The sequence below is a fragment of the Leisingera sp. ANG49 genome, from assembly GCF_059694505.1.
The window spans coordinates 195731-217303 of the sequence record NZ_JCATZN010000003.1 but is presented as its reverse complement, the minus strand read 5'-3'; the positions used below and the strand labels follow the sequence as shown (position 1 = coordinate 217303).

The 21573-nt window shown below is 62.3% G+C and carries 24 protein-coding genes; 13 read left to right on the top strand and 11 right to left on the bottom strand.

Annotated elements, in window-relative coordinates:
* Window positions 1–84 precede the first annotated feature (84 nt).
* The gene (locus AC58NV_RS11430) at window positions 85–1188 is read left to right on the top strand and encodes a CaiB/BaiF CoA transferase family protein (protein WP_497227237.1); all 1104 of its coding nucleotides are present in this window, start codon (window positions 85–87) and stop codon (window positions 1186–1188) included.
* Window positions 1189–1381: 193 nt separating this feature from the next.
* On the top strand, window positions 1382–3367 hold the full coding sequence (locus AC58NV_RS11425) for a CocE/NonD family hydrolase (RefSeq protein ID WP_497227236.1): 1986 nt from the start codon (window positions 1382–1384) through the stop codon (window positions 3365–3367).
* A 67-nt stretch (window positions 3368–3434) separates the two neighbouring features.
* Here AC58NV_RS11425 and nadC read toward each other — a convergent pair whose 3' ends face one another.
* Genes nadC through nadA form a run of 3 tightly spaced genes read right to left on the bottom strand, consistent with a single transcriptional unit; the run spans window position 3435 to window position 6898 of the window.
* Complete coding sequence (gene nadC / locus AC58NV_RS11420) at window positions 3435–4289, bottom strand: carboxylating nicotinate-nucleotide diphosphorylase (protein WP_497227235.1); 855 nt, start codon at window positions 4287–4289, stop codon at window positions 3435–3437.
* Window positions 4286–5842 (bottom strand): L-aspartate oxidase, encoded by a 1557-nt coding sequence (locus AC58NV_RS11415; RefSeq protein ID WP_497227234.1) that lies wholly within the window; start codon window positions 5840–5842, stop codon window positions 4286–4288. Before AC58NV_RS11415 ends, nadC begins: the two co-directional genes overlap by 4 nt.
* A gap of 3 nt (window positions 5843–5845) precedes the next feature.
* Complete coding sequence (gene nadA, locus AC58NV_RS11410) at window positions 5846–6898, bottom strand: quinolinate synthase NadA (protein ID WP_497227233.1); 1053 nt, start codon at window positions 6896–6898, stop codon at window positions 5846–5848.
* A 289-nt stretch (window positions 6899–7187) separates the two neighbouring features.
* Between nadA and AC58NV_RS11405 the strand changes: the two genes are divergently transcribed.
* Genes AC58NV_RS11405 through AC58NV_RS11395 form a run of 3 tightly spaced genes read left to right on the top strand, consistent with a single transcriptional unit; the run spans window position 7188 to window position 9402 of the window.
* Window positions 7188–7892, top strand: a complete 705-nt coding sequence (locus AC58NV_RS11405; RefSeq protein WP_497227232.1) for an ABC transporter permease — start codon at window positions 7188–7190, stop codon at window positions 7890–7892.
* Complete coding sequence (locus tag AC58NV_RS11400; RefSeq protein ID WP_366661229.1) at window positions 7892–8602, top strand: ATP-binding cassette domain-containing protein; 711 nt, start codon at window positions 7892–7894, stop codon at window positions 8600–8602. Before AC58NV_RS11405 ends, AC58NV_RS11400 begins: the two co-directional genes overlap by 1 nt.
* Window positions 8599–9402, top strand: a complete 804-nt coding sequence (locus tag AC58NV_RS11395; protein ID WP_497227231.1) for an ABC transporter substrate-binding protein — start codon at window positions 8599–8601, stop codon at window positions 9400–9402. Before AC58NV_RS11400 ends, AC58NV_RS11395 begins: the two co-directional genes overlap by 4 nt.
* A gap of 74 nt (window positions 9403–9476) precedes the next feature.
* Here the strand turns inward: AC58NV_RS11395 and phnF are convergent, their stop codons facing one another.
* Window positions 9477–10190 (bottom strand): phosphonate metabolism transcriptional regulator PhnF, encoded by a 714-nt coding sequence (gene phnF / locus AC58NV_RS11390; RefSeq protein WP_497227230.1) that lies wholly within the window; start codon window positions 10188–10190, stop codon window positions 9477–9479.
* Between the two features lie 107 nt (window positions 10191–10297).
* Here phnF and phnG point away from each other — a divergent pair, with 107 nt between their 5' ends.
* The 3 genes from phnG to AC58NV_RS11375 are packed head-to-tail and all read left to right on the top strand — an operon-like array spanning window position 10298 to window position 12439.
* Window positions 10298–10750, top strand: a complete 453-nt coding sequence (phnG, locus tag AC58NV_RS11385; RefSeq protein WP_497227229.1) for a phosphonate C-P lyase system protein PhnG — start codon at window positions 10298–10300, stop codon at window positions 10748–10750.
* On the top strand, window positions 10750–11334 hold the full coding sequence (gene phnH / locus AC58NV_RS11380; RefSeq protein ID WP_497227228.1) for a phosphonate C-P lyase system protein PhnH: 585 nt from the start codon (window positions 10750–10752) through the stop codon (window positions 11332–11334). Before phnG ends, phnH begins: the two co-directional genes overlap by 1 nt.
* A gap of 4 nt (window positions 11335–11338) precedes the next feature.
* On the top strand, window positions 11339–12439 hold the full coding sequence (locus tag AC58NV_RS11375; RefSeq protein ID WP_497227227.1) for a carbon-phosphorus lyase complex subunit: 1101 nt from the start codon (window positions 11339–11341) through the stop codon (window positions 12437–12439).
* 2 nt (window positions 12440–12441) lie between these two features.
* Here AC58NV_RS11375 and AC58NV_RS11370 read toward each other — a convergent pair whose 3' ends face one another.
* Complete coding sequence (locus tag AC58NV_RS11370) at window positions 12442–12582, bottom strand: hypothetical protein (protein WP_497227226.1); 141 nt, start codon at window positions 12580–12582, stop codon at window positions 12442–12444.
* Between the two features lie 46 nt (window positions 12583–12628).
* Between AC58NV_RS11370 and AC58NV_RS11365 the strand changes: the two genes are divergently transcribed.
* From AC58NV_RS11365 to phnN, 4 genes are all read left to right on the top strand, one after another.
* A complete protein-coding gene (locus tag AC58NV_RS11365) occupies window positions 12629–13486 on the top strand; it encodes an alpha-D-ribose 1-methylphosphonate 5-phosphate C-P-lyase PhnJ (protein ID WP_497227225.1) in 858 nt (285 codons plus the stop codon).
* Between the two features lie 73 nt (window positions 13487–13559).
* Window positions 13560–14330: a phosphonate C-P lyase system protein PhnK gene (phnK, locus tag AC58NV_RS11360; RefSeq protein ID WP_497227652.1), complete on the top strand. Its 771-nt coding sequence runs from the start codon at window positions 13560–13562 to the stop codon at window positions 14328–14330.
* Window positions 14331–14340: 10 nt separating this feature from the next.
* A complete protein-coding gene (gene phnL, locus AC58NV_RS11355) occupies window positions 14341–15024 on the top strand; it encodes a phosphonate C-P lyase system protein PhnL (protein ID WP_497227224.1) in 684 nt (227 codons plus the stop codon).
* Window positions 15021–15581, top strand: coding sequence for a phosphonate metabolism protein/1,5-bisphosphokinase (PRPP-forming) PhnN (gene phnN, locus AC58NV_RS11350; RefSeq protein ID WP_497227223.1), 561 nt, complete (start codon window positions 15021–15023; stop codon window positions 15579–15581). Before phnL ends, phnN begins: the two co-directional genes overlap by 4 nt.
* Here the strand turns inward: phnN and AC58NV_RS11345 are convergent.
* On the bottom strand, window positions 15563–16246 hold the full coding sequence (locus tag AC58NV_RS11345) for a DUF1045 domain-containing protein (protein ID WP_497227222.1): 684 nt from the start codon (window positions 16244–16246) through the stop codon (window positions 15563–15565). The genes phnN and AC58NV_RS11345 overlap by 19 nt on opposite strands.
* 50 nt (window positions 16247–16296) lie before the next feature.
* On the opposite strand from AC58NV_RS11345, the gene AC58NV_RS11340 reads away from it, so the two are divergent.
* Window positions 16297–17439: an alpha-D-ribose 1-methylphosphonate 5-triphosphate diphosphatase gene (locus AC58NV_RS11340; protein ID WP_497227221.1), complete on the top strand. Its 1143-nt coding sequence runs from the start codon at window positions 16297–16299 to the stop codon at window positions 17437–17439.
* Window positions 17440–17528: 89 nt separating this feature from the next.
* Here the strand turns inward: AC58NV_RS11340 and AC58NV_RS11335 are convergent, their stop codons facing one another.
* From AC58NV_RS11335 to AC58NV_RS11315, 5 genes are read right to left on the bottom strand one after another with little or no spacing between them, the layout of a single operon-like run.
* Complete coding sequence (locus AC58NV_RS11335; protein ID WP_497227220.1) at window positions 17529–18008, bottom strand: class I SAM-dependent methyltransferase; 480 nt, start codon at window positions 18006–18008, stop codon at window positions 17529–17531.
* Window positions 18009–18767, bottom strand: a complete 759-nt coding sequence (locus AC58NV_RS11330; protein WP_497227219.1) for a polysaccharide deacetylase family protein — start codon at window positions 18765–18767, stop codon at window positions 18009–18011.
* Window positions 18764–19900, bottom strand: coding sequence for a glycosyltransferase family protein (locus tag AC58NV_RS11325; protein ID WP_497227218.1), 1137 nt, complete (start codon window positions 19898–19900; stop codon window positions 18764–18766). Before AC58NV_RS11325 ends, AC58NV_RS11330 begins: the two co-directional genes overlap by 4 nt.
* Window positions 19897–20484, bottom strand: a complete 588-nt coding sequence (locus AC58NV_RS11320; RefSeq protein WP_497227217.1) for a histidine phosphatase family protein — start codon at window positions 20482–20484, stop codon at window positions 19897–19899. Before AC58NV_RS11320 ends, AC58NV_RS11325 begins: the two co-directional genes overlap by 4 nt.
* Entirely contained in the window at window positions 20481–21569 is a 1089-nt protein-coding gene (locus AC58NV_RS11315; protein WP_497227216.1) for a glycosyltransferase family 4 protein, read from the bottom strand. The genes AC58NV_RS11320 and AC58NV_RS11315 overlap by 4 nt, the downstream gene beginning before the upstream one ends.
* Window positions 21570–21573 lie beyond the last annotated feature (4 nt).

Sequence of the window (21573 nt, the reverse complement as noted above, 5' to 3'; positions counted from 1 at the left end):
GGATTTGATCAAATCTTGCCGGTGGGTGCGGTAGCGGCTAAGCATGTCATGCAGAGATTTATTGCCAATAGAAAGGAGCCTCCAATGACCCCGCTTGCAGGTCTGAAAGTGGTCGAACTTGCCCGCATCCTGGCGGGGCCATGGATCGGCCAGTCGCTGGCTGATCTGGGCGCGAAGGTTGTAAAGGTGGAAAGCCCTGATGGGGATGACACCCGCAAATGGGGCCCGCCCTTCATCGAACGGGAGGGTGATAAGACTGCCGCCTACTACTATGCCGCCAACAGGGGCAAGGACTGCGTGACTGCTGATTTCCGTACCGAAGAAGGAAAGCAGGCGGTGGTCAAACTGATCCGGGATGCGGATATTCTGATCGAGAACTTCAAGGTCGGCGGGTTGAAGAAATTCGGGCTGGACTATGAGAACCTGTCAAAGATCAATCCGCGGCTGATTTATTGTTCGGTCACCGGCTTTGGCCAGGACGGTCCTTATGCAGAGCGTGCGGGCTATGATTTTCTGCTGCAGGGAATGTCCGGGCTGATGTCGATCACCGGCGCACAGGATGGCCAGCCGCAGAAGGTGGGCGTTGCGATTACCGATATTGTCACCGGTTTATATGGCACTATCGGCATTCTGGCGGCGGTGGAGCAGCGACATACCACCGGGCGCGGCCAGCATCTCGACATGTCTCTGATGGATTGCGCGACGGCGTTGCTGGCGAACCAGGCGATGAACTACCTAGCGACCGGGGAAAGCCCAACGCGGCTGGGCAATGACCACCCGAATATCGCTCCCTATCAGGTGATGGCAGTCAGTGACGGCCATGTGATCCTTGCGGTTGGGAATGACGGTCAATTTCAGCGGCTTTGCGATGTGCTGGGGCTGGCGGAGGCCAAGGCGGATGCACGGTTCCAGACCAACCAGCTGAGGGTGGCAAACCGGAGGGAACTGACCGCCGTTTTGGAGGTGGCGCTGGCCGGATGGACGCAAGATAAGCTTCTGGCATCGCTGGAGGCGGCCACAGTGCCGGCCGGTCCGATCAATACCATCGGCCAAGCTTTCGAGGACCCGCAGATCAGGCACAGGTGCATGCAGATCACCCCGGAAGGCGTGCCTGGGGTGCGGGGGCCATGGAAATTTTCCGGGGCGGAGCTGGCTTTGGAGAAAACGGCACCCAAGCTGCCAAAATAGTTGCTCAGCTGTCTTGGCCCGCGTATTGACACGGCTTTGCCGCTAAAAACAGTTTGGGGCCGTTGAGACTTTCGTGGACTGTAAGCAGGTCCGCGTACATTCGCTTGCATCTGCTTACGACTGCTCACTTTTCCGCAGTCTAAGTTTGGTCGAATGTGCGGGCATGGCTGACGTTAAAAAAAGGACACTGCCCATGCCCGGTGCATACCGCATCATTGAAAACACGTGGATCTCCATGCCCGGCGGCCGCAGACTGGCTGCCCGCATGTGGCTGCCGGACGGCGAGGGGCCGTTTCCGGCAATCCTGGAATACCTCCCCTACCGCAAGCGTGATGGCACCGCGCCACGGGATGAGACCACGCATACCATCTTTGCTGTCGAAGGCTATGCCTGTATCCGGGTGGACATTGCAGGCACAGGCGACAGCGAAGGGGTGTTCGATGATGAATACTCGGAGCAGGAGCTGAGCGACGGTGAAACCGTCCTTGAATGGATTGCAGAGCAGGACTGGTGCGACGGAAATATCGGCATGATCGGCATAAGCTGGGGGGGCTTCAATGGGCTTCAGCTGGCGTTCCGCCGCCCGGCGGCGCTGAAGGCGGTGGTTTCGGTCGCCTCGACCGTGGATCGATACGCGGATGACATCCATTACATGGGGGGCTGCCTTCTGAGCGATAATGCCAACTGGGGCAGCCAGATGTTTGCTTATCAGTCACGCCCTTCGGACCCGGAGCTTCGTGCTGACTGGCGGGAAGACTGGATCAAGCGGATCGATGGAATGCCATTCATGGCTGCCGAATGGTTGCGCCAGCAGGAGCGCAGCGGCTTCTGGAAGCACGGTTCGGTTTGCGAGGACTGGTCTGCCATCCAGGCCCCGGTGCTGGCGATCACCGGCTGGGCGGATGCCTATGTGAATGCCCCCCCGGCGCTGGCCGCCAACCTGAAGGTTCCAGCCAAGGCAATGATCGGCCCGTGGGAGCACCGCTACGCGCATATTGCCAAGCTGGATCCCGCGGATTTCCATGGTGAGGTGCTTCGATGGTTCGGCAAGTGGCTGAAGGGTGAGGCGACCGGCGCGGAGGATTTGCCGGATTACCGCGTATTCATGCAGGAGCATTTCAACCCCACCATGCAGAATAAGCCCCGGCAAGGCCGCTGGGTGGCAGAGGCTGAGTGGCCGTCGCCAAAAGTGCAGGACAGGGTGATGTACATGGGCCAGGGTGAACTGGCGGATCAGCCTGCCAGCGGAGCGCTGACCGTCAGCAGCCCGGCGACCGTGGGGCAGGCCTCTGGCTATTTCTGCCCTGGAATGCGGTTTGACAATGAACTGGCTGGTGACCAGGCGGGAGATGATGTGCTGTCGGCCTGTTTTGACAGCACGCGGCTGGCCGAGCCCCTGGAGCTGCTGGGCCGTCCGCGGGTAAGGGTGGCCTTCAGCGTTGACAAGCCCGTGGCGCAACTGGTGGCGCGGTTGTGCGATGTCTCGCCCGATGGTGTTTCGCAGCGGATCACCTTCAGGGCGCTGAATCTCACTTGCCGAAACGGTTTCGAAGCTCCGCAGAAGCTGGTTCCGGGTGAGCGTTACAAGGCGGAGATTGAGTTGAATGAATGCGCCCATCGCCTGAAAGCGGGCCATGTACTGCGGCTGGCGTTGTCGACGTCTTACTGGCCGATTGTCTGGCCTGCGCCGGAGGCGGCGGAAGTGACGCTGCACTTGGAGGATTGTTCTCTGGTTTTGCCAGAACGCAATGTCCAGGAAGAGATCGCACCGCGGAACCCTGGTGCTCCACGGGACTATCCAATGTTGCAGGCGGAGCAGTTGCGTGAGGCTGGCGGCACGTCGAAAACCTGGACCCGCGAGGACGGAACGCTGGTGCTGGATACCTTCGATGATTATGGCAAGTCGGTGAATCCCTATCACGGCATGTGTGTCGGCAGCCATGTCACCATGCATTACGAGGTGCATCCGGATGATCCGGCCTCGGCAGCCTTTGCCAGCGACTGGAATTTCGAGTTTGAACGCGGCAACTGGCAGGTCTCAATCGACACAGAGAACAGGGTGACCTGTGACAGGGAGAACTTCTATCTCTGGCGCAAGGTGACGGCCCGTGAAGGGGAGGAGAAGAATGTGGCCGTCATCAAGGAATGGCAGGAGACTATTCCTCGCGGTGTGCTTTAGGCCAAAGCGGGCAGCGGACCATTTGCGGTGGCTTGCGGTGCACAAGACAGCGCCGCAAGCCTGATGGTCAGAAATCGAGGCCGAGGTCGAGGGTGCGCGCCGAATGAGTGAGCGCGCCGGAGGAGATATAGTCGACGCCAGTGGCCGCAACTTCAGCGATGCGGTCGAGCCGCATGTTGCCGGAAGCTTCGGTCACGACGTGGCCTTTGGCCATCTCGACTGCCTTGCGCAGGGTAGGCGTGTCCATGTTGTCGAGCAGCACCACATGGGCGCCGCCAGTGGCGATGACTTCAGAGAGCTGATCAAGGGTGTCGACCTCGATTTCCACCTTCATCATGTGGCTGACACTGTCTTTGGCGGCTTCCAGCACGGCTTTCACCCCGCCTGCGGCAGCGATGTGGTTGTCCTTGATCAGGATCGCATCCGACAGGCCGAAGCGGTGGTTGTAGCCGCCGCCGTGCAGCACCGCCTGCTTTTCGGCAATGCGCAGGCCGGGGGTGGTTTTGCGGGTGCAGGTGATGCGGGCGGCAGTGCCCTTGGTTTCCGCCGCAAAGGCAGCCGTGAGGGTGGCGATGCCGGTCAGGCGGCCGGCAAAGTTCAGCGCGACGCGCTCTCCCGACAGGATCGAGGCAGCGGAGCCGTCGATCGTCATCAGCGTGTCGCCCTTTTTGCAGGCGCTGCCGTCGGGCAAGAGGGTCTCGACCTTCAGCCCGGCATCGACCAGGTGAAAGGCGATGCGGGCGATCTGCATGCCGGAGACCACGCCATCCTCGCGGGCGTTCAACCGGGCGGAATAGGTGGCAGAGGCCGGGATCACCGCGCGGGTGGTGATGTCGCCGTTCTGGCCCAGGTCCTCCATCAGCGCGGCGCGGACCATCGGTTCCAGGATCAGGTCGGGCAGGGTGGCGAATTGGGTACTCATGTCAGTTCCTTGTGAACCTTGGCGCGGATAGCCAGGGCCTCGTCCAGGGTGATGCGGGTGCGGTGCGCTTGTGCGGGGTCGGCCTCGGGGAAGTCGTCGCGGAAATGGCCGCCGCGGCTTTCCTCGCGCTTGAGTGCCGCCGCGGCGATCAGGGTGGCGGTGGCGCACATGTTGGTGAAATTCTCATCTGTGGCCTGCTCCGCCTCAAGCCGGGCAATGGCAGAGAGCGCCTGTTTCAGGCCCGCGGCAGTGCGGCGGACGCCTGCGTGGGCGGTCATGGCTTCTCGCAGGGATTTTATCGCTTCCGGGTCCAGGTCCTGGCCGCCATCAGGAAACTCCGGGTGGACTTCGGTGGCATCTGCGGCAAGATCCAGAGTGCCGATATCCTGGGCCGCGTTGCGGGCATAGACCAGCGCTTCCAGGAGGCCGTTGGAGGCCAGCCGGTTGGCGCCGTGCAGACCGGTCGAAGACGCCTCGCCGCAGACCCAGAGGTTTGCCAGGCTGGTGCGGCCTTTCATGTCCGCATCGACCCCGCCCATGTGGTAGTGGGCGGCAACGGCAACGGGGATCGGCTCCTGCACCGGGTCGATGCCGGCGCGGGCGCAGGTGTCCGCAACCGTCGGGAAGCGGCTCAGAACCTCCGCGCCCAATGCCTCGCGGGTGTCGAGCATCGGGCGGCGGCCTGCTTGTGTTTCGACAAAGATGGCGCGGGCAACAATGTCGCGGGGGGCAAGTTCGGCGTCCGGGTGTTCGGCCAGCATGAACCGGTTGCCGTCCGCATTGATCAGCACCGCGCCTTCGCCGCGCAGGGCTTCGGTGGCAAGCGGGGCGGGATCCTCGCCAATATCAAATGCAGTAGGGTGGAACTGCACAAATTCCGGATCCGCTATGTGGGCGCCGGCCCGGGCGGCAAAACCGATCACCTGACCGCGGATGCGGGGCGGGTTGGTGGTGTGGGCGTAAAGCCCGCCGGAACCACCGCCCGCCAGCAGCACGCCGGGCGCCTTGATCAGCACCGGTGCAGAAGGCGCGTCGGCGCGGGTGATCCAGATGCCGGTGACAGTTGCGCCCTGAGTCTCGAGCCGCACGGCCTGGGTGTTTTCCAGCACCTGAACGGACGGTGCTGCGCGGACGGCGGCAATCAGCGTCTGCATGATCTGATCGCCGGCCTGGTCACCCTTCACCCGCACCACACGGGCGGCGGAATGGGCGGCCTCGCGGCTCATCACGTAGTTGCCCTTCGCGTCGCGGTCGAAGGGGGTGCCGAGTTCGGTCAGGTCGAGGATGTGTTCGCGTGCAACCCGTGTCACCATGGCGGCTACCTCCGGGTCGACGGTGCCGGCCCCTGCCTGCAGGGTGTCGGTGGCATGCGCCTCGGGCGTGTCATGATTGGCCATGGCAGCTGCGACACCGCCCTGGGCCCAGGCTGAGCTTGCGCCTTCGCCCAGCTGTTCGGGAGAGATCACCAGAACCGGCCGCGGTGCCAGCTCAAGCGCAGCATAAAGCGCGCCAAGACCTGCGCCGGCAATGACGATACGGCCGGTTTCGATCACGGATCAGATGCCCAGTTTTTGTGAAAGGTCGATCATACGCTGAACTGCAACGCGGGCCTTCTCGGCCACCTCCGGATCCACCTCGACCGGCTCAGTCATGGTGTGCAGCGACCACAGGACTTTCTCCAGCGTGATCTTCTTCATGTAGGGGCACATATTGCAGGGGCCGACAAATTCCACCTCAGGCAACTGATCGGCGATGTTCGAGGCCATCGAGCATTCAGTGATCAGCAGAGCTTTTTCCGGCTTTTCATCGGTCACGTATTTTACGATGCCGCTGGTGGAGCCGGAGAAGTCGGCCTCGGCCACCACATCGGGCGGGCATTCCGGGTGGGCGATCAGCCGGGTGCCCGGGTTCCACTCGCGGAAATCGCGCAGGTCCTTGGCAGTGTACTGCTCATGCACGATGCAGGAGCCCTCCCACCATACAATGTTCTTTTCCGGAACTTGCTGGGCAATGTTCTGGGCCAGATACTGATCCGGCGTCATGATGATGGTGTCTTCCTCCATCGCGGCAACGATCTGCGCGGCGTTGGAGGAGGTGCAGCAGATGTCCGACGCGGCCTTTACCTCAGCCGTGGTGTTCACATAGGTGACCACCGGCGCCCCCGGGTAGCGACGGCGCATTTCCGCGACGCCTTCGGCGGTGATGCTTTCCGCCAGCGAACAGCCTGCCTCCATATCCGGGATCAGCACGGTCTTTTCCGGGCTCAGGATCTTGGAGGTTTCGGCCATGAAATGCACACCGCATTGGACAATCACATCGGCTTTGACCCTGGTGGCTTCGATTGCCAGCTGCAGGCTGTCTCCAACCACGTCCGAGATGCCGTGATAGATTTCGGGCGTCATGTAGTTATGCGCCAGAATCACCGCGTTACGCTGTTTCTTCAGTTCCAGAATTGCCGCTACATACGGCGCATGGGCCGCCCATTCGACGGGGTTCACCACGCGGTCCATGCGGGCGTAGACGTCTGCCATCTGCTCGGCCAAGGCCGGGTTGGGGGCCAGATCATAGTGGTTGGCGAGCTGATCCCGCATGGATTGCAGGTCGAACATGGTGTATCCTCAAGGTTGCGTCCGGGGTGACACTTTGGGCGGGGGTTGTTTCATGTTCATATCGTCCGCGCAAGCGCGTCTGAGCGGAAACGGAGCCAAATGCGGTGATTTGGCGCTAACAGGCGGCATCTTGGGGAAGCCGTTGTTTCTCAGATGGGTATTGGCAGCATGATTTTCCAGCCGGTTTGCCGTTTTTGGCTGTCCCGGCGTCCTCTCCTGTGATTTGGAGCCGGGCAAAGCCATGTTAGACCGGGCCGGTAGATAGCCCCTAGGAGAGTGACCGGATGCGATGAATGATCTGTGGGCAGGACTAAGCCAGGCCTTTTGGCTGCTGGTGACACTGGACGCGGATCTGGTGGAGATCACCCTGCGGTCGCTGCGGGTGACGCTGACCGCGCTGGCCATTGCCTGTGCCATTGCACTCCCGCTGGCAGCCTTCTTGGCGGTGCGCCGGTTCCGGATGCGCCGGGCCACGATAGCGGTGCTGAACGCGCTAATGGGTCTGCCGCCTGTTGTGGTTGGGCTGGTGGTCTATGTATTCCTATCCCGCGCCGGTCCGCTTGGTGTTTTTGGCCTGCTGTTCACACCCACGGCGATGATTATCGCGCAGGTGATCATTGTGGTGCCCTTGGTGGCCTCAGTGGCGCATCAGTCGCTTCGCGAGTTGTGGAGCGATTACCACGATCTGCTGATCTCGATGAACGCCACCCAGTTCCAGCGCATCCAAGCGCTCTTGTGGGACGGGCGCCGGGCGCTGCTGACTGCGGCGCTGGCGGGTTTTGGCCGCGCGATTGGTGAAGTGGGCGCGATCATGGTGGTGGGCGGCAATATTGATCATGCCACCCGGGTGCTGACCACCGCGATTGCGCTGGAGACCGGCAAGGGAGAGTTTGCCATGGCACTGGGGCTGGGCTTTGTGCTGATCGCGCTGGCGATTGCAGTCAACCTAGCGATCCACTGGCTGGGCCGTACCGAGAGCGAGGGGCGCTGGTGATGCAGATGTTCCCGCTGGTGTCCAAGGGCGCCCAGGTGCGCCGCCGCGGCAAGGTGCTGGTCGGACCGGTTGACCTGACCCTGGGCGGGCAGGGCACCTCGATTGTCATTGGCCCTAACGGGGCGGGCAAAACCACGCTATTGAAGATGCTGCATGGCATCGTTCGGATGAATGGCGGCAGCTTGGACTGGGCCTGCCCGCTGGAAGAAGCGCAGAAGCGGCAGGCGTTTGTGTTTCAAACTCCGGTGATGATGCGCCGCACGGTGATCGACAACATCGCCTATCCGCTGCGGCTGACGGGCGTGGGCCGCCGCGAGGCGCGCACGCGGGCGGCGGACTGGGCGGCCCGTGTCGGCCTGGGTAGAATCCTGCAGCGCCAGGCCACTATGCTGTCGGGCGGTGAGCGGCAGAAGCTGGCGCTGGCCCGGGCCCTGGTGCGGGAGCCGGAGGTTCTGTTCCTGGACGAGCCCTGCGCCGCATTGGATGGTCGCGCCACCCGTGAAATCGAAGAGATCCTTGCCCATGCCGCCGAGAGTGGCACACGGCTAATTATGTCCACACACAACATGGGGCAGGCGCGGCGGCTGGCGGATGAAGTGATTTTTGTACTGGGCGGCCGCATCCACGAATTCAGTCCGGCGGAGGATTTCTTTGCCGGGCCTCAAACGCCGCAGGGGCGTGCTTTTTTGAACGGAGATATTGTCGAATGAAACGTCTGATTATGGGCGCCATTGCATCCATGGCCTTTACCACAGCCGCGCTGGCGGAAGAGATGAAGATGGCGGTGACCACTTCTTTCCACAATTCCGGTTTGGCAGAGATCCTGCTGCCTGAGATCAAAGGGGATCTGGGGCTGGATGTGCAGCTGCTGGTGGTTGGCACAGGCCAGGCGATCCGCCTCGGCGAGGCGGGCGACGTGGACGCAATCCTGGTGCATTCCAAGAAAGCCGAGGAGAAGTTTCTGGCGGGCGGCAACGGCACGCACCGGCGCGAGATCATGTACAATGATTTTGTTTTGATCGGACCCAAGGCGGATGCTGCCGAAGTGGCTGGCGCCGCAGATGCCGCAGAAGCGCTGCAAAAGATTGCCGGGGCAGAAGCGGTATTTGTCAGCCGCGGCGACGACAGCGGTACCCATAAGAAGGAGCTGAGCCTGTGGAAAGCCGCGGGTCTGGAGAGTGAGGACTTTGGTTCATGGTACAATGCGGTAGGCGCCGGCATGGGGGCTGCTCTCAACACGGCCGCGGGCATGGACGCTTACATCATGTCGGACCGTGCCAGCTGGCTGAATTTCGGCAACAAGGGCGGCCTCGAACTATTGTTTGCCGGTGACCCGGTTCTGTTTAACCAGTATGCCTATCTCCCGGTTAGCCCGGTAAAGCACGGCCATGCGAAAAACGCTCAGGCAATGCTGCTGGAGGAGTGGCTGGTCTCAGACAAGGCAAAGGAGCTTATCAACGGCTACCAGATCAACGGCGAGACTCTGTTTGTGTTCAACGCCAAGCAATGAATTGATCTGAACCTGCAAGCTGGAGCCCCTGCTATTGGCGGGGGCTTTTTTGTAATGAGAACTCGTGAGGGGTCTCAGGTTTCACCTCCCACAGTCAGGGTGACTCTGTCGCCCGCGAACCACGTGCGCCCGAATTCGACAGGCCGTCCTTCCGGATCTGCGTTGATGCCAGTGGTGCGCAGGATCGGGCTGCCTTCCGCGACCCTGAGATGCAGTGCTTGCGTCGCAGTGGCGAGCTTGGCGGTGATCCGTGTCTCAACCCGTGTGTAGTCGTCAATTCCGAACTGCAGCAGTGCTGCGGTGACGGAGCGCTGCTCCTGCAGCGCGTCGAGAATGCCGGGAAAACGTTCCGCTGGAAAGATGCTTTGGAACAGGGCTATGGGCTGGTCGTCCGCCAGCGACAGGCCGTCATAGACATGTACTTCAGCGCCTGGGTCCAGCTGCAGCGCATTGGCCTCGCGGGCAGCGGCAGCGCGGGTCTCTAGCACTAAAATTTGCTTGGCGGGGCTGCGGCCTTCGCGGGAAAGGTTTTGATGGAATCTTACCCGCTTGCCGATAGGGTAATCGGTCGGCTTTGCCGACACGAATACCCCGGCGCCGCGCCTGGAGTGAACCAGCCCTTGTTCCGCCATATCCGCCAGCGCCCGGCGTACCGTGTGCCGGTTCACCCCGAAGCGTGCAGAGAGCTGTGCCTCGGCGGGCAGCTTGCCGCCGGTTTCATACCGGCCTTGAGCGATGTCGTCAGTCAGGGCAATGGCGATAGACTTCCAGACGGGGGTGCGGGCCATGTCACGGAACTTTCATAACTCTCCGATTGCGCCTTCTGGGGCGACTCGGGTAATATTTGTCTAGTTGTATATAAAGTGTGGACAGCATGGCCAAGAGGCTTAGACAAATGACAACGACTTTTTCTGCGATAGACCGCAAGGGCTGGATGAGCTTACTGGCTTCCGCCGACGAGGCCCGGCTGACTGAGCTGTGGCAAGGCTATGGAGCGGACCCGGCTTGCGAGCTTCTGCGCGCGCCGGAAGCCGGCGGCGTCATGGTGCGCGGCCGCATGGGTGGCACCGGAGCGCCGTTCAATCTGGGCGAAATGACCGTCACCCGTTGTGCTCTGTCGCTTCAGGATGGCACGGTCGGTCACGGCTACGTGCGAGGGCGCAGCAAGGTAAGCGCGGAGATTGCCGCCAAGATTGACGCCCTGATGCAGACCGGTGCCGCGGATGCTCTGCGTGCTGCAGTTCTGACACCTTTGGCTGAAGAGAAACAGAAGGCGAAGGATAGCCGTGCAGCCAAGGCTGCAGCAACAAAGGTCGAGTTCTTCACCATGGTACGGGGAGAGGACTGATGAGCCTGGACACCCGGAATGCCGTCTATGCGGGCGGCTTCAGCAATCCGCCGGTGGCTGCGGCACATGCTTTCCGCGCAGCGATGAACGCGATGGCCCGGCCCGGCCGGGTCCAGGACGTCACCGGTGCCGCACCGCCGGAGGGGATCTCCATTGCGGCGGGCAGCCTGCTGCTGACCCTCTGTGACCCGGAAACCGGTGTCTATCTTGCTCCGGACGTTGATAGCGGCGATTTGCGCGGCTGGCTGGCGTTTCACACCGGTGCGCCGGTTGTCCCGGCGGAGCAAGCGGATTTCGCGCTTGGCAGGTGGGACGCGCTTACGCCGCTGAACCGCTTCCGTATCGGTACCCCGGAGTACCCCGACCGCTCGGCCACGCTGATCGTCGAAACGCCCGGCTTTGGCGTGCCCAACGCAGTGCTGCGAGGTTCGGGTATCAAGAACACAGCCCGGATGCAGCTGCCGGAACTGACCGCGTTCCAGAACAATGCGGCTCTCTACCCGCTGGGTGTGGACTTTTTCTTCACCGCGGGGTCGCAGGCGGCTGCGCTGCCGCGGTCGACCCAAGTAACTACGGAGGCTTGAGCCCATGTATGTTGCAGTTAAAGGCGGCGAACGCGCTATTGAAAACGCCCATGCCTGGCTGGCCGAGGAGCGCCGAGGCGGCAAGGATGTGCTCGAGCTTTCGCTCTCCCAGATCCGCGAGCAGCTGAGCCTGGCGGTGAACCGTGTAATGGCCGAAGGCTCGCTCTATGATCCGGACCTTGCGGCGCTGGCGATCAAGCAGGCGCGCGGCGATCTGATCGAGGCGATCTTTCTGATACGCGCCTACCGCACAACCCTGCCGCGGTTTGGCTATTCGCAGCCGGTGGAGACCGGGGAGATGGCCTGCGACCGCCGGATCTCGGCGACCTTCAAGGACGCGCCGGGCGGCCAGGTGCTTGGGCCGACGTTTGACTACACCCATCGCCTGCTGGACTTCAAACTGGCTGCCGACGGCGAGGTGCCTGAAGCGCCGGTCGCGGAGCCGCGCAAGGAGGCCACGCCGCATATCACCGGCTTCCTGCAGGGTGAGGATATAATCGAGCGAGAGCCGGCCTCGGACGCGGTACCGGGCGATCTGACCCGGGAGCCGATGTCCTTCCCGGCGGGCCGCGCGGTGCGGCTGCAATCGCTGACACGCGGGGATGAGGGGTTTATCCTCGGCATGGCCTATTCCACTCAGCGCGGCTACGCGCGCAACCATGCCTTTGTCGGCGAATTGCGCATCGGCAAAGTGCCGGTGGAGATGGAAATCCCGGAGCTGGGTTTTGCCATCGAGATCGGTGAAGTGGAGCTGACCGAGTGCGAGACCGTGAACCAGTTCAAGGGCTCTAAGACGGTGCCGCCGCAGTTCACCCGCGGCTACGGGCTGGTTTTCGGCCAGTCAGAGCGCAAATCCATCGCCATGGCGCTGGTCGACCGGGCGCTGCGCTGGGAGGAGCTGAGCGAGGACAATGTCGGCGCTGCCGCGCAGGACGAGGAGTTTGTCCTGAGCCACGCCGACAACATCCAGGCCACCGGCTTTTTGGAACACATCAAGCTGCCGCATTACGTCGACTTCCAGTCCGAGCTGGAATTGGTTCGCAACCTACGCCGCGAAGCGGCAGATCTGGCGGAAACGCTGGCTGCACGGGAGGCTGCGGAATGAGTTCACTCATCCTTTCGAGTGGCACCGGGGTCGCCATCTTCGCAGAGCTTCTCAAAACCAATTCCAAAGCCGACGAATGCGGCGAACAGGACAAACGCAATAGCTGCTGCAAGAGCAATACCAACTGCAATCAAAGCGTCCAAAGCAACTTCCTGACGGGGTTCAAACCCGGGGCTGAGAGAGCCAATCATGTCTGACTACAACTTTGCATACCTCGACGAGCAGACCAAGCGGATGATCCGTCGCGCGATCCTCAAGGGTCTGGCCATTCCTGGCTATCAGGTGCCCTTTGCCAGCCGCGAAATGCCGATGCCCTATGGCTGGGGCACCGGCGGCGTGCAGGTCTCAGCCGCGACGCTGACCCCGGAGGATACGCTGAAAGTGATCGACCAGGGGGCGGATGACACCACCAACGCGGTGTCGATCCGCAAGTTCTTTGAAAAGACGGCCGGTGTTGAGACCACCGAGGAAACCGAAAAGGCCAGAGTTATCCAGACCCGCCACCGGATTCCGGAGGCAGAGCTGACCGAGGATCAGATCCTAGTCTATCAGGTGCCGATCCCGGAGCCGCTGCGCTTTCTGGAGCCGCGAGAGACCGAGACGCGCAAGATGCATGCCTTGCAGGAATACGGGCTGATGCACGTGAAGCTTTATGAGGACATCAGCCTGCACGGTGCCATCGCCACCGCCTATGCCTACCCCGTGAAGGTGGAGGGGCGCTATGTGATGGATCCGTCGCCGATCCCGAAATTCGACAACCCCAAGATGGAAATGGCAGCAGTCCAGCTGTTTGGTGCCGGCCGCGAGCAGCGGATATATGCGGTGCCGCCCTATACACAGGTCGTTTCGCTGGATTTTGAGGACTACCCGTTCGAGGCCAGTAAGGCAGATCACCCATGCGATCTGTGCGGGGCGGAGGACAGCTATCTGGATGAGGTGATCCTGGATGACGGAGGCAACCGGATGTTTGTCTGTTCCGATACGGATTACTGCCGTTCGCGCCGTGACGCGGGCCACTCCGGCCGATTGAGTGAGGAGGCAGCGTGATGGTGGACGGCGCAAAATTTTTCGAAAAATTTTGCCAAGAATTTTCTAAAATTCTTGGCGCGGAGGGCAAATGATGACCCCTTTGCTGCAAGTGAAGAATGTAGCCAAGATGTATGGCGCGCGGATCGGCTGTGCGAATGTGAGTTTTGACCTGTATCCCGGTGAGGTGATGGGGATCGTGGGCGAGAGCGGATCGGGAAAGTCGACTCTGCTGAACAGCCTCGCAGGCCATTTGACCCCGGACCGGGGCGAGGTGATCTTTGACACCCGTGCCAACGGGCCGGTGGATACCGTCACCATGTCCGAACCGGAACTCCGGATGCTGAGCCGGACCGATTGGGCCTTTGTGCATCAGCATGCCCGGGATGGCTTGCGCATGTCGGTTTCGGCGGGCGGCAATATCGGCGAGCGGCTGATGGCTGTAGGGGACCGCCACTTTGGCGCGATCCGCGAACGGGCGGCTGATTGGCTGGGGCGTGTCGAGATCAACGAAAACCGTATCGACGACCGCCCATCGGCCTTCTCCGGCGGTATGCAGCAGCGCCTGCAGATTGCCCGCAACCTAGTGACCGCCCCGCGGCTTGTCTTCATGGATGAGCCGACCGGTGGCCTTGATGTATCGGTTCAGGCGCGTTTGCTGGACCTGTTGCGCGGCCTGGTGCGTAAAATGGGGTTGAGCGCCATAATCGTAACGCATGATCTGGCTGTCGTGCGCCTGCTGGCGGACCGGCTGATGGTGATGAAGGATGGCCACGTAGTGGAAACCGGGCTGACCGATCAGGTGCTGGACGATCCCCAGCATGACTATACCCAGTTGCTGGTTTCCAGCGTGCTGCAAGCCTGAGGGCAGGGCGATGATTGAACTGAACAATGTGAGCAAGAGCTTTACCCTGCACAATCAGGGCAGCGCGGTGATCCCGGTGATGGAAAACGCCAGCCTGAGCGTGAAGCCCGGCGAATGTGTCGGCCTGACCGGGGCTTCCGGGGCGGGCAAGTCTACCCTGATGCGGGTGATCTACGGCAACTATCTGGCAGCCTCCGGCAGCGTCCTGGTTGGCACTGTCGATGTCGCCAAGGCCAAGCCGCGCGATATACTGGCACTGCGCCGCGAGACACTGGGTTATGTCAGCCAGTTCCTGCGGGTAGTGCCGCGGGTGCCGACCCTGGATGTGGTGGCAGAGCCGCTGCTGGCCGCAGGCACACCGCTGGATCAGGCGCGAGACAAGGCTGCCGCGCTGCTAGAGCAGCTCAATATCCCTGAACGGCTGTGGGGGCTCAGCCCCACAACTTTCTCTGGCGGTGAACAGCAGCGGGTGAACATCGCGCGCGGTTTTGCCTATGACTACCCCGCGATGCTGCTGGATGAACCGACGGCCAGCCTGGATGCCCGGAACCGGGCTACCGTTCTGGGGCTGATTGAAGCTGCAAAATCACGTGGAGCGGCCATCATCGGTATTTTCCACGATGAGGCTGCGCGCCAACAGGTTTGCGACCGGTTCGTGGACGTCTCCGCATTTTCCCCCAAGGCGGCGGCATGAGTGCGGCGGTCAGGAGAGGCTCGGTCATTGCAGTGGTCGGGCCGTCCGGAGTTGGCAAGGACAGCCTGATGTCTGCCCTGGCGGTCTCCGGCCCTCATCTGCGCTTGATGCGGCGGGTGATCACCCGCGCGCCTGAGGCGGGAGGGGAAGACTATCAGGCAGTATCGGAAGCCGAATTTTCCGCCCTTGCCAAAAGCGGTGTTTTTTCGCTGCATTGGCAGGCACATGGGCTGCACTACGGCATTTCGCGGGACATCGAAACGTTGCGCGCGAGCGCGGGCGGGGTGCTGGTGAACCTGTCCCGCGCGGTGCTGCTGGAGGCGCAGGAGGTGTTCGGCGATTTCATCGTACTGTCAGTGACGGCACGCCCTGAGGTGCTGGCTGAGCGGCTCGCAGCCCGAGGGCGGGAGGGCGCGGCTGAGGTGCGGCGCCGTCTTGCCCGCGCGGAATATCCGTTGCCGGCAGAATTGCGCAGAGTTCATGTAATTGACAACAGCGGCGCGCTCAGCGCCGCGGTGAACAGCGCGCTGGCGGTGATTCAGCCAGAGAGGGCGTAGCGTTGAATCAGGTGAAATCTTCCGTCCGGTGCTTCGCCCATCAGTGCCAGATCTCGGATTTCCAAGGGGGCGGGCAGCAGCGGGATCAAATGCTTGTTCAGTGCTCCCTCCACTGCCGGCAGTTCCGGTTTGGGCAGTTTTCCGGTAAGCGTGATGTGAAAGCGGAACTGGTCCAGGACATAAGGATAGCCCCAGCGGCTGAGGTTCTCGTCCTGCTCCGGCGTCAGGCCCGTGGCGCGGCGGCGGTCCAGTTCGGCTGCAGGTGCTGGGGCACGGAAGGAGTCGAATTCGGTTACACAGGCCGCGGCCAGGGCAATCAGCGCGCTGTGCTCCCCGGTGGGGCACAAGGCGAGAAAACGGCCCAGACGGGCCAAGTGAAGGCCATCAAGACTGACGGGCTTTTGCGAAGAGGCGAAGGCTTCGCAGGCGGCTTCAAGCGCTGCCTGAGTCTGCCCTTCTGCCAGACGCATCGGCGGCTTCATCGTCGCATGCAGACCGTATTTTCGCGGCACATCCGTGATTGCGCCAATGTTCAGTTCAGCCACGTTCGGGTGCGGCACCATGGTACCCGTTTCCATGTCCCAGCCAAGCCAGCTGGCTGCAAACCGGCTCCATTCCGCATCAGCGGGAGGGGCGTAATAGATCGCGTATCGCGTGAATGTCACATTGGCCTCCTAAACGTGGCCTTCCATAGTTCGAAAGATGTGAAGTTCAGATGACAGAAGAGATGATCCTTGCCAATGCCACTCTGGTGCTGCCGGGTGAGGTCCGGACCGGTAGTGTGAAGATCTGCGGTGGTGAGATCGCAGACATCGCGGATGGCGGCTCAATTCCGGCAGGAGCAATGGACTGCGAGGGCGATTATGTGAGCCCCGGGCTGGTGGAACTGCACACGGACAACCTGGAGCGCCACATTCAGCCTCGTCCCAAGGTGGACTGGCCGCATGCGAGCGCAATCATTGCCCATGATGCGGAACTGGCAGGCACCGGCATCACCACGGTGTTTGATGCCATGCGTGTGGGCTCAATCAGCCGGCGGGAAAGCCGCTATGGCGCTTATGCCCGGCAGCTTGCCTCGGAACTGCTGGAGCTGCGGGCAGCGGACGCATTGAAAATCTCTCACTTCCTGCATCTTCGGGCAGAAGTTTGCACGGACACCCTGGTAGATGAACTGAATGCCTTCGGAGAGGAAGACCGTGTCGGTTTGGTCTCGCTCATGGATCATACGCCGGGTCAGCGCCAGTTTCGCGATATCTCCAAGCTGGAGGAATATGTGAAGGGCAAACACGGCTTTGATGATGCGGCCTTTCGGGAGCATGTGGCGCACCTGATGGAGCTGCAAGAGACCTATGGCGCTTTGCACGAAGCGGAAGCGGTAACAGCGGCCAAACGGTTCGGCGCAGTTCTGGCAAGCCATGACGACACCACAGCGGCTCAGGTGGCCGTGTCTGCAGGCCACGGTATCCGCTTGGCTGAGTTCCCGACAACTGTAGAGGCAGCGCAGGCCTGCCGTGCCCATGATATCAAAGTGATGATGGGAGCACCTAACCTGATCCGCGGCGGTTCCCACTCTGGCAATGTAGCGGCGCATGAGCTGGCGGAGCTCGAGCTGCTGGATATCCTGTCGTCGGACTATGTGCCCGCAGCGCTGCTGATGGCCGCGGTTAGGCTGGGTGAGCTGTGGGGCGATGTGGCTCGGGGTCTTGGCTCGGTGACACATGCGCCGGCTGCTGCGGTCGGGCTGGACGACCGCGGACGGCTGGAGATTGGCAAGCGCGCTGACCTGATCAGGTTCGGCATCAAGGCTTGCACGCCCGCCCTGCGCGGGGTCTGGTCGCGCGGCTTGCGCGTGGCTTAACCCCTAATGGGCAGAAGGGAGTGAAGCGCACGCCGCCCATCAGGGGCGGGCCCGTGCTGCCCGCTATTAAAGGCCGGACGGGTGTGGTGTCAGCCGGCCCGGTAGAACATGTAGCGTCCCGGCGGTATGCCCGCGGGGCCGTCCAATTCCTCAAAACCTGTTAGCGGCTGGCCGGAAACGATGATCCCGCCAGGTGCCATGACTTGGGCAATTATTGGCGAGAGGGCGGCAGCTTCGGCCACGTCTCTTTCTTTGACGCCAAAGCCGAAGTCGTAGTGGGCCAGGGCGATTTTGTGACCATCCGCCGCAAGTTGCTTCAGCATCGGCTTCGCTTCGCCTTGCAGAAAATCCTTTTCTGGCGGAACGCAGGACGGATGGCATTGCAGCACCCGGTCAATCACCCAGATCCGGCGGCTGGTCAGGATCTCGCGCAGGTGATCATAGGTGCGCCCGTTTCCAAGTCCCATGTCCAGCACGTCGCCTGTCAGCGGGCTGATCTGGTCCGCGGCCCAGTTCAGCCCGTCACGCTGGGCGGTCAGGCGGCGCAGCATGGAATCCAGACGGCTCATTCAGGACATCCTTTCATCATAGATCCAGGCCTCGCCCGGGCCATCCAGCAAGCGTTTCGCAAGCGCTGCGATGAAGGACCAGATTGCCTCATCATGCACCTGATGGTGGGAGAGCAGCCCGTAGGGTTCGGCATTGTCCGCGTCGCCCAGGCGGCGGTCGCGCAGCTGGCGCACCACCTGCGTGATCAGCTGGTCCGGCGGAAGCAGGCTGCGGCTTCCCTTCCAGTCGATCGGGTCAAGGTGGGTATTCACACGCAGCAGCCCGGACGCAGGCTTGGCGGCTTTGCGCGGATTGAAGGTGGACACCGCCGTATACCCGGCGCCTGCCAGCCAGGTTAGCATTTCCGGTGAAATCCGGTTCCAGGGGGGTACAAACATCGGCCTCAGGCTGCTGCCGAACAATTTTTGCAAAGCAGTCAGGCCGCGCTCCGCATCATCCAGCAGCTCCTCCAGCGGGCGGTGGGCGCCGAATTCTGCCTTTTTCTCGCCTGCAGGCGCGTGGTTCTGGTGTGCCCAGCCGTGAACGACCGGAACCAGTGTCGGATGCTCTGCGATGAAGCGGGCCAAGTCAGGTGTCGCGCCCTGGGGGATCACCGCAAGATGCACCGGCAGATCCAGGTCTATTGAGAGCTCTGCTAACCGTTCGAGTTCAGAAGATTGGGACATCGCATCGTCGTCCCGCCACCACAGCGGCAGCGTCCGCCCTGCCTCCTGCCATTGCTCCAGTTCCCGGTCCAGACCGCTCCAATCCGCCGTCATTCTCGCCCTCCCGCAAGTTCTGCGGCAATCTCCACGCTCCGGGCGGCTCCGTCAAACCTGAAACCGCCTGCCGGCCGCGGCGGCGCCTGCATTGCCGCCTTGACCGCAGCGCATAGCGCTTCGGGGGTCAGCCCGGCAGTTTTCACGATTTCAATGCCATTCAGTGGAGCCAGGCTGGCCGCGCGCAGGCCCTGTTCGGTCTCGTTGCCGGCATCGAAGGGGATCAGCACCGCAGGCGTGCCGGCCTGCAACAGATCCAGCGCGGTGTTGTAGCCGCACATGCTGACAGAAGCGGCGGCGTGGGAGAGCATCTGGCGGAAATCTTTGCGGGCAGGCTCCAGCAGGGCAGGGGAGCCGGTGCTGGAGAACTCCGCAATACGTGCCTCGGCATCCGAGCCGCCAACCAGCAGCCGCCAGGCGGTATCTGGCATCAGTTTTGCAGCTTCCATAGCCGTGCGGTAGAGTGGGGTGCCAACGCTGCCGCCGCCTGCGCTGACCAGAACTTCGCCAGTGCCAGCCTGCTCTGGGTGCGGGCCAGCGGCGGGGGGGGCCACATAACCGGTATAGCGCAGCTTTTCTGCAAGCATGCCAGAGACCGGCCAGCTGGCCTCGAGCCGGGTGGCGGCGGGGTCAGAGTGGACCAGTACTGCGTCAAAATATTGCGCAATAACAGCGTCGGCCTTTTCCGCCTTTTCAGGCTTGGAAGGGGGGGCGAGGATGTCGCGGATGGAGGATAGGATCACCGGCCGCCGGTGCAGCGTGCGAGCCGCTTCCAGTAGGGCGAGGAACTCCTTACGCAGGGAACGGCGGCCAAAGGGGTAGAGTTCCGTGAGCAAGACGTCAGGCTGCATGCCCCGCAGCGCTGCGCAGAGGGCCGATTGGCGGCGCGTCGAATAGGCTTCATCTGCCAGCGCGCCATCCTCTGCCATCAGGCGGGTGAAATTCACTCCGTCCGAGCGCAGCGGCGGCAGCTGGATCAGTTCAACCCCTTCAGCGTTGAGCTGCGGCGCCGGAAAGCCGCCGGAGACGACCTGAACCCTATGGCCTGCGGCGATGAAAGCCCGGGCCAAGGTCAGCGCGCGCGACAGGTGCCCCGTGCCCAGTAAATGTGTAACGGCAATCAGGACTTTCATGGATCATCCCTGCGTAACAGCCGGACGGGTTCAAGCCAGGGAGTGATGCGTGTGCCGTCAAGTTCCACCACAAACAGCCGGTTGCGCTTGATGCGGAAAGGGGCAGGGCCGTCAAAGTTCCAGCCATAAGCCCGTGCCAGGATCATACGCATGATGCCGATATGGCAAACAGCCACAGCGTCCTGCTTCAGATCCGTCAGCCAGGGCTCGATCCGGGACCAGACCTCAGCCGGGGTCTCGCCTCCGGGCGGGCGGTAGCTCCAGCCCCAATTTTCAATATCACGGTAGCCGCTGCCTGGATCTGCTTTCAGATCTAGGCCGTGCAGCCCTTCCCATTCGCCCCAGTTCATCTCAGTCAGTTGCGGCGCAGTGCGCGGAGGGCGGCCTGCTACCAGTTCTGCTGTTTCCGCTGCGCGCACCAGCGGGCTGGACCAGAGCTCGGCCAGCTGCCAATCCGCAGGCAGGGCGTAACCGCGCAGATCGGAGCGGGCCTGATCATCCAGAGGAATATCGCTGCGGCCCTGAAGGCGGCCGGCCCGGTTCCATGCGGTGTGGCCATGGCGGAGGAGGGCGAGGCGGATCATGCAGAAGGGTCCATCAGCGGCAGAACAGTTTCCCAGAACCGCCGGGCAGCGGCGGGTGCAAGGTGCTTTTGGGCAACGAAATCACGGACATTCCTGGCAGTCTGGATGCGCAGCGTGCGGTTGGCAAGCAATTGACCGGTGAAGGATGCAAGAGCCTCCGCGCCTTCATCCGCGGCCGGGTATGGGGCCGGGAGCAACACATCCCGAGTGCCAGGGCGGTCTTGTGCGGCAACCGGCAAGCCGTGGGCCTGTGCCTCCAGGTAGACCATGCCGAAGGCCTCGTTCACTCCGGGCCATAAAAACAAGCCGGCCCTGGCGTAGGCCGCCGCCAGTTCCGAGCGGCTGAGCTGGCCGAGGAAACGGACCTTGCTTCCGAAGGGCGCCATTAGCGCCTCAACTCCGGGCCGCGCCGGGCCGTCACCGGCAATATCGAGATGCCAATCGCCCGGCAGCAGGGTGAGCATTTCGGCAATGATGCTGTAAGAGGCAAGTTTGTCGCCTGCACGCATCATAGCTGTGGTCAGCATCGGACCGTCCAGAGAGGATGCGGCGGGCAGCTTCTCAATCGGCAAGAAGGGCGGCAGATGTGCCAGGGTCTGACTGCCTCTCCGGTCACGTTCCAGCGCAAAACGGTCCTGCTCGGTGAAGTAGAATACCGCTTCCGCGGCATCCGCGGCAGCATGGGCGGCTTTGGAGAACTCAGCCCAAGGACCAGTCAGGCGCTTCTTGGCGCGGGTGGACTCAATTTGCACATACGGTATGCCGCGGGCACGGGCTACGGCAGGGCCGATCAGGTCCGGGGCCTTGTAGTAGTTGTGATAGGTGATCCAAAGGTCGGTTTCCGGCATCCCGCGGATCAGTCTTTCAGCTTCAGCATCAGCTTGCCGCTGAAGATCGGCCTGAACCTTGGCGTCGCCGTGTTTGTCAAAGATCCTCAAGTCCGAAGCCAGCCGTACATCCGCACCGCTGTTGCGCACCAAATCCACGAGATTACGGGCCATCTCACGGTCGCCTGAGGGAACGGGGTGGTGTAGCGGCTTCATAGGGGCGTAGAAGGCAACCCGCTTTCCGGCTCCCGGCTGCATAGGG

Bases quoted from the DNA above. Each gene is read 5' to 3' on its own strand.
- AC58NV_RS11325 (WP_497227218.1), bottom strand. From the start codon at position 19,900: ATGAAAGTCCTGATTGCCGTTACACATTTACTGGGCACGGGGCACCTG.
- phnN (WP_497227223.1), top strand. From the start codon at position 15,021: ATGAGTGCGGCGGTCAGGAGAGGCTCGGTCATTGCAGTGGTCGGGCCG.
- AC58NV_RS11375 (WP_497227227.1), top strand. From the start codon at position 11,339: ATGTATGTTGCAGTTAAAGGCGGCGAACGCGCTATTGAAAACGCCCAT.
- AC58NV_RS11330 (WP_497227219.1), bottom strand. From the start codon at position 18,767: ATGACGGCGGATTGGAGCGGTCTGGACCGGGAACTGGAGCAATGGCAG.
- phnH (WP_497227228.1), top strand. From the start codon at position 10,750: ATGAGCCTGGACACCCGGAATGCCGTCTATGCGGGCGGCTTCAGCAAT.
- phnF (WP_497227230.1), bottom strand. From the start codon at position 10,190: ATGGCCCGCACCCCCGTCTGGAAGTCTATCGCCATTGCCCTGACTGAC.
- AC58NV_RS11320 (WP_497227217.1), bottom strand. From the start codon at position 20,484: ATGATCCGCCTCGCCCTCCTCCGCCATGGCCACACCGCATGGAACCGG.
- AC58NV_RS11335 (WP_497227220.1), bottom strand. From the start codon at position 18,008: ATGAGCCGTCTGGATTCCATGCTGCGCCGCCTGACCGCCCAGCGTGAC.
- nadC (WP_497227235.1), bottom strand. From the start codon at position 4,289: ATGAGTACCCAATTCGCCACCCTGCCCGACCTGATCCTGGAACCGATG.
- phnK (WP_497227652.1), top strand. From the start codon at position 13,560: ATGACCCCTTTGCTGCAAGTGAAGAATGTAGCCAAGATGTATGGCGCG.
- AC58NV_RS11365 (WP_497227225.1), top strand. From the start codon at position 12,629: ATGTCTGACTACAACTTTGCATACCTCGACGAGCAGACCAAGCGGATG.
- AC58NV_RS11405 (WP_497227232.1), top strand. From the start codon at position 7,188: ATGAATGATCTGTGGGCAGGACTAAGCCAGGCCTTTTGGCTGCTGGTG.
- AC58NV_RS11395 (WP_497227231.1), top strand. From the start codon at position 8,599: ATGAAACGTCTGATTATGGGCGCCATTGCATCCATGGCCTTTACCACA.
- AC58NV_RS11315 (WP_497227216.1), bottom strand. From the start codon at position 21,569: ATGCAGCCGGGAGCCGGAAAGCGGGTTGCCTTCTACGCCCCTATGAAG.
- AC58NV_RS11425 (WP_497227236.1), top strand. From the start codon at position 1,382: ATGCCCGGTGCATACCGCATCATTGAAAACACGTGGATCTCCATGCCC.
- AC58NV_RS11400 (WP_366661229.1), top strand. From the start codon at position 7,892: ATGCAGATGTTCCCGCTGGTGTCCAAGGGCGCCCAGGTGCGCCGCCGC.
- AC58NV_RS11430 (WP_497227237.1), top strand. From the start codon at position 85: ATGACCCCGCTTGCAGGTCTGAAAGTGGTCGAACTTGCCCGCATCCTG.
- phnL (WP_497227224.1), top strand. From the start codon at position 14,341: ATGATTGAACTGAACAATGTGAGCAAGAGCTTTACCCTGCACAATCAG.
- nadA (WP_497227233.1), bottom strand. From the start codon at position 6,898: ATGTTCGACCTGCAATCCATGCGGGATCAGCTCGCCAACCACTATGAT.
- AC58NV_RS11340 (WP_497227221.1), top strand. From the start codon at position 16,297: ATGACAGAAGAGATGATCCTTGCCAATGCCACTCTGGTGCTGCCGGGT.
- phnG (WP_497227229.1), top strand. From the start codon at position 10,298: ATGACAACGACTTTTTCTGCGATAGACCGCAAGGGCTGGATGAGCTTA.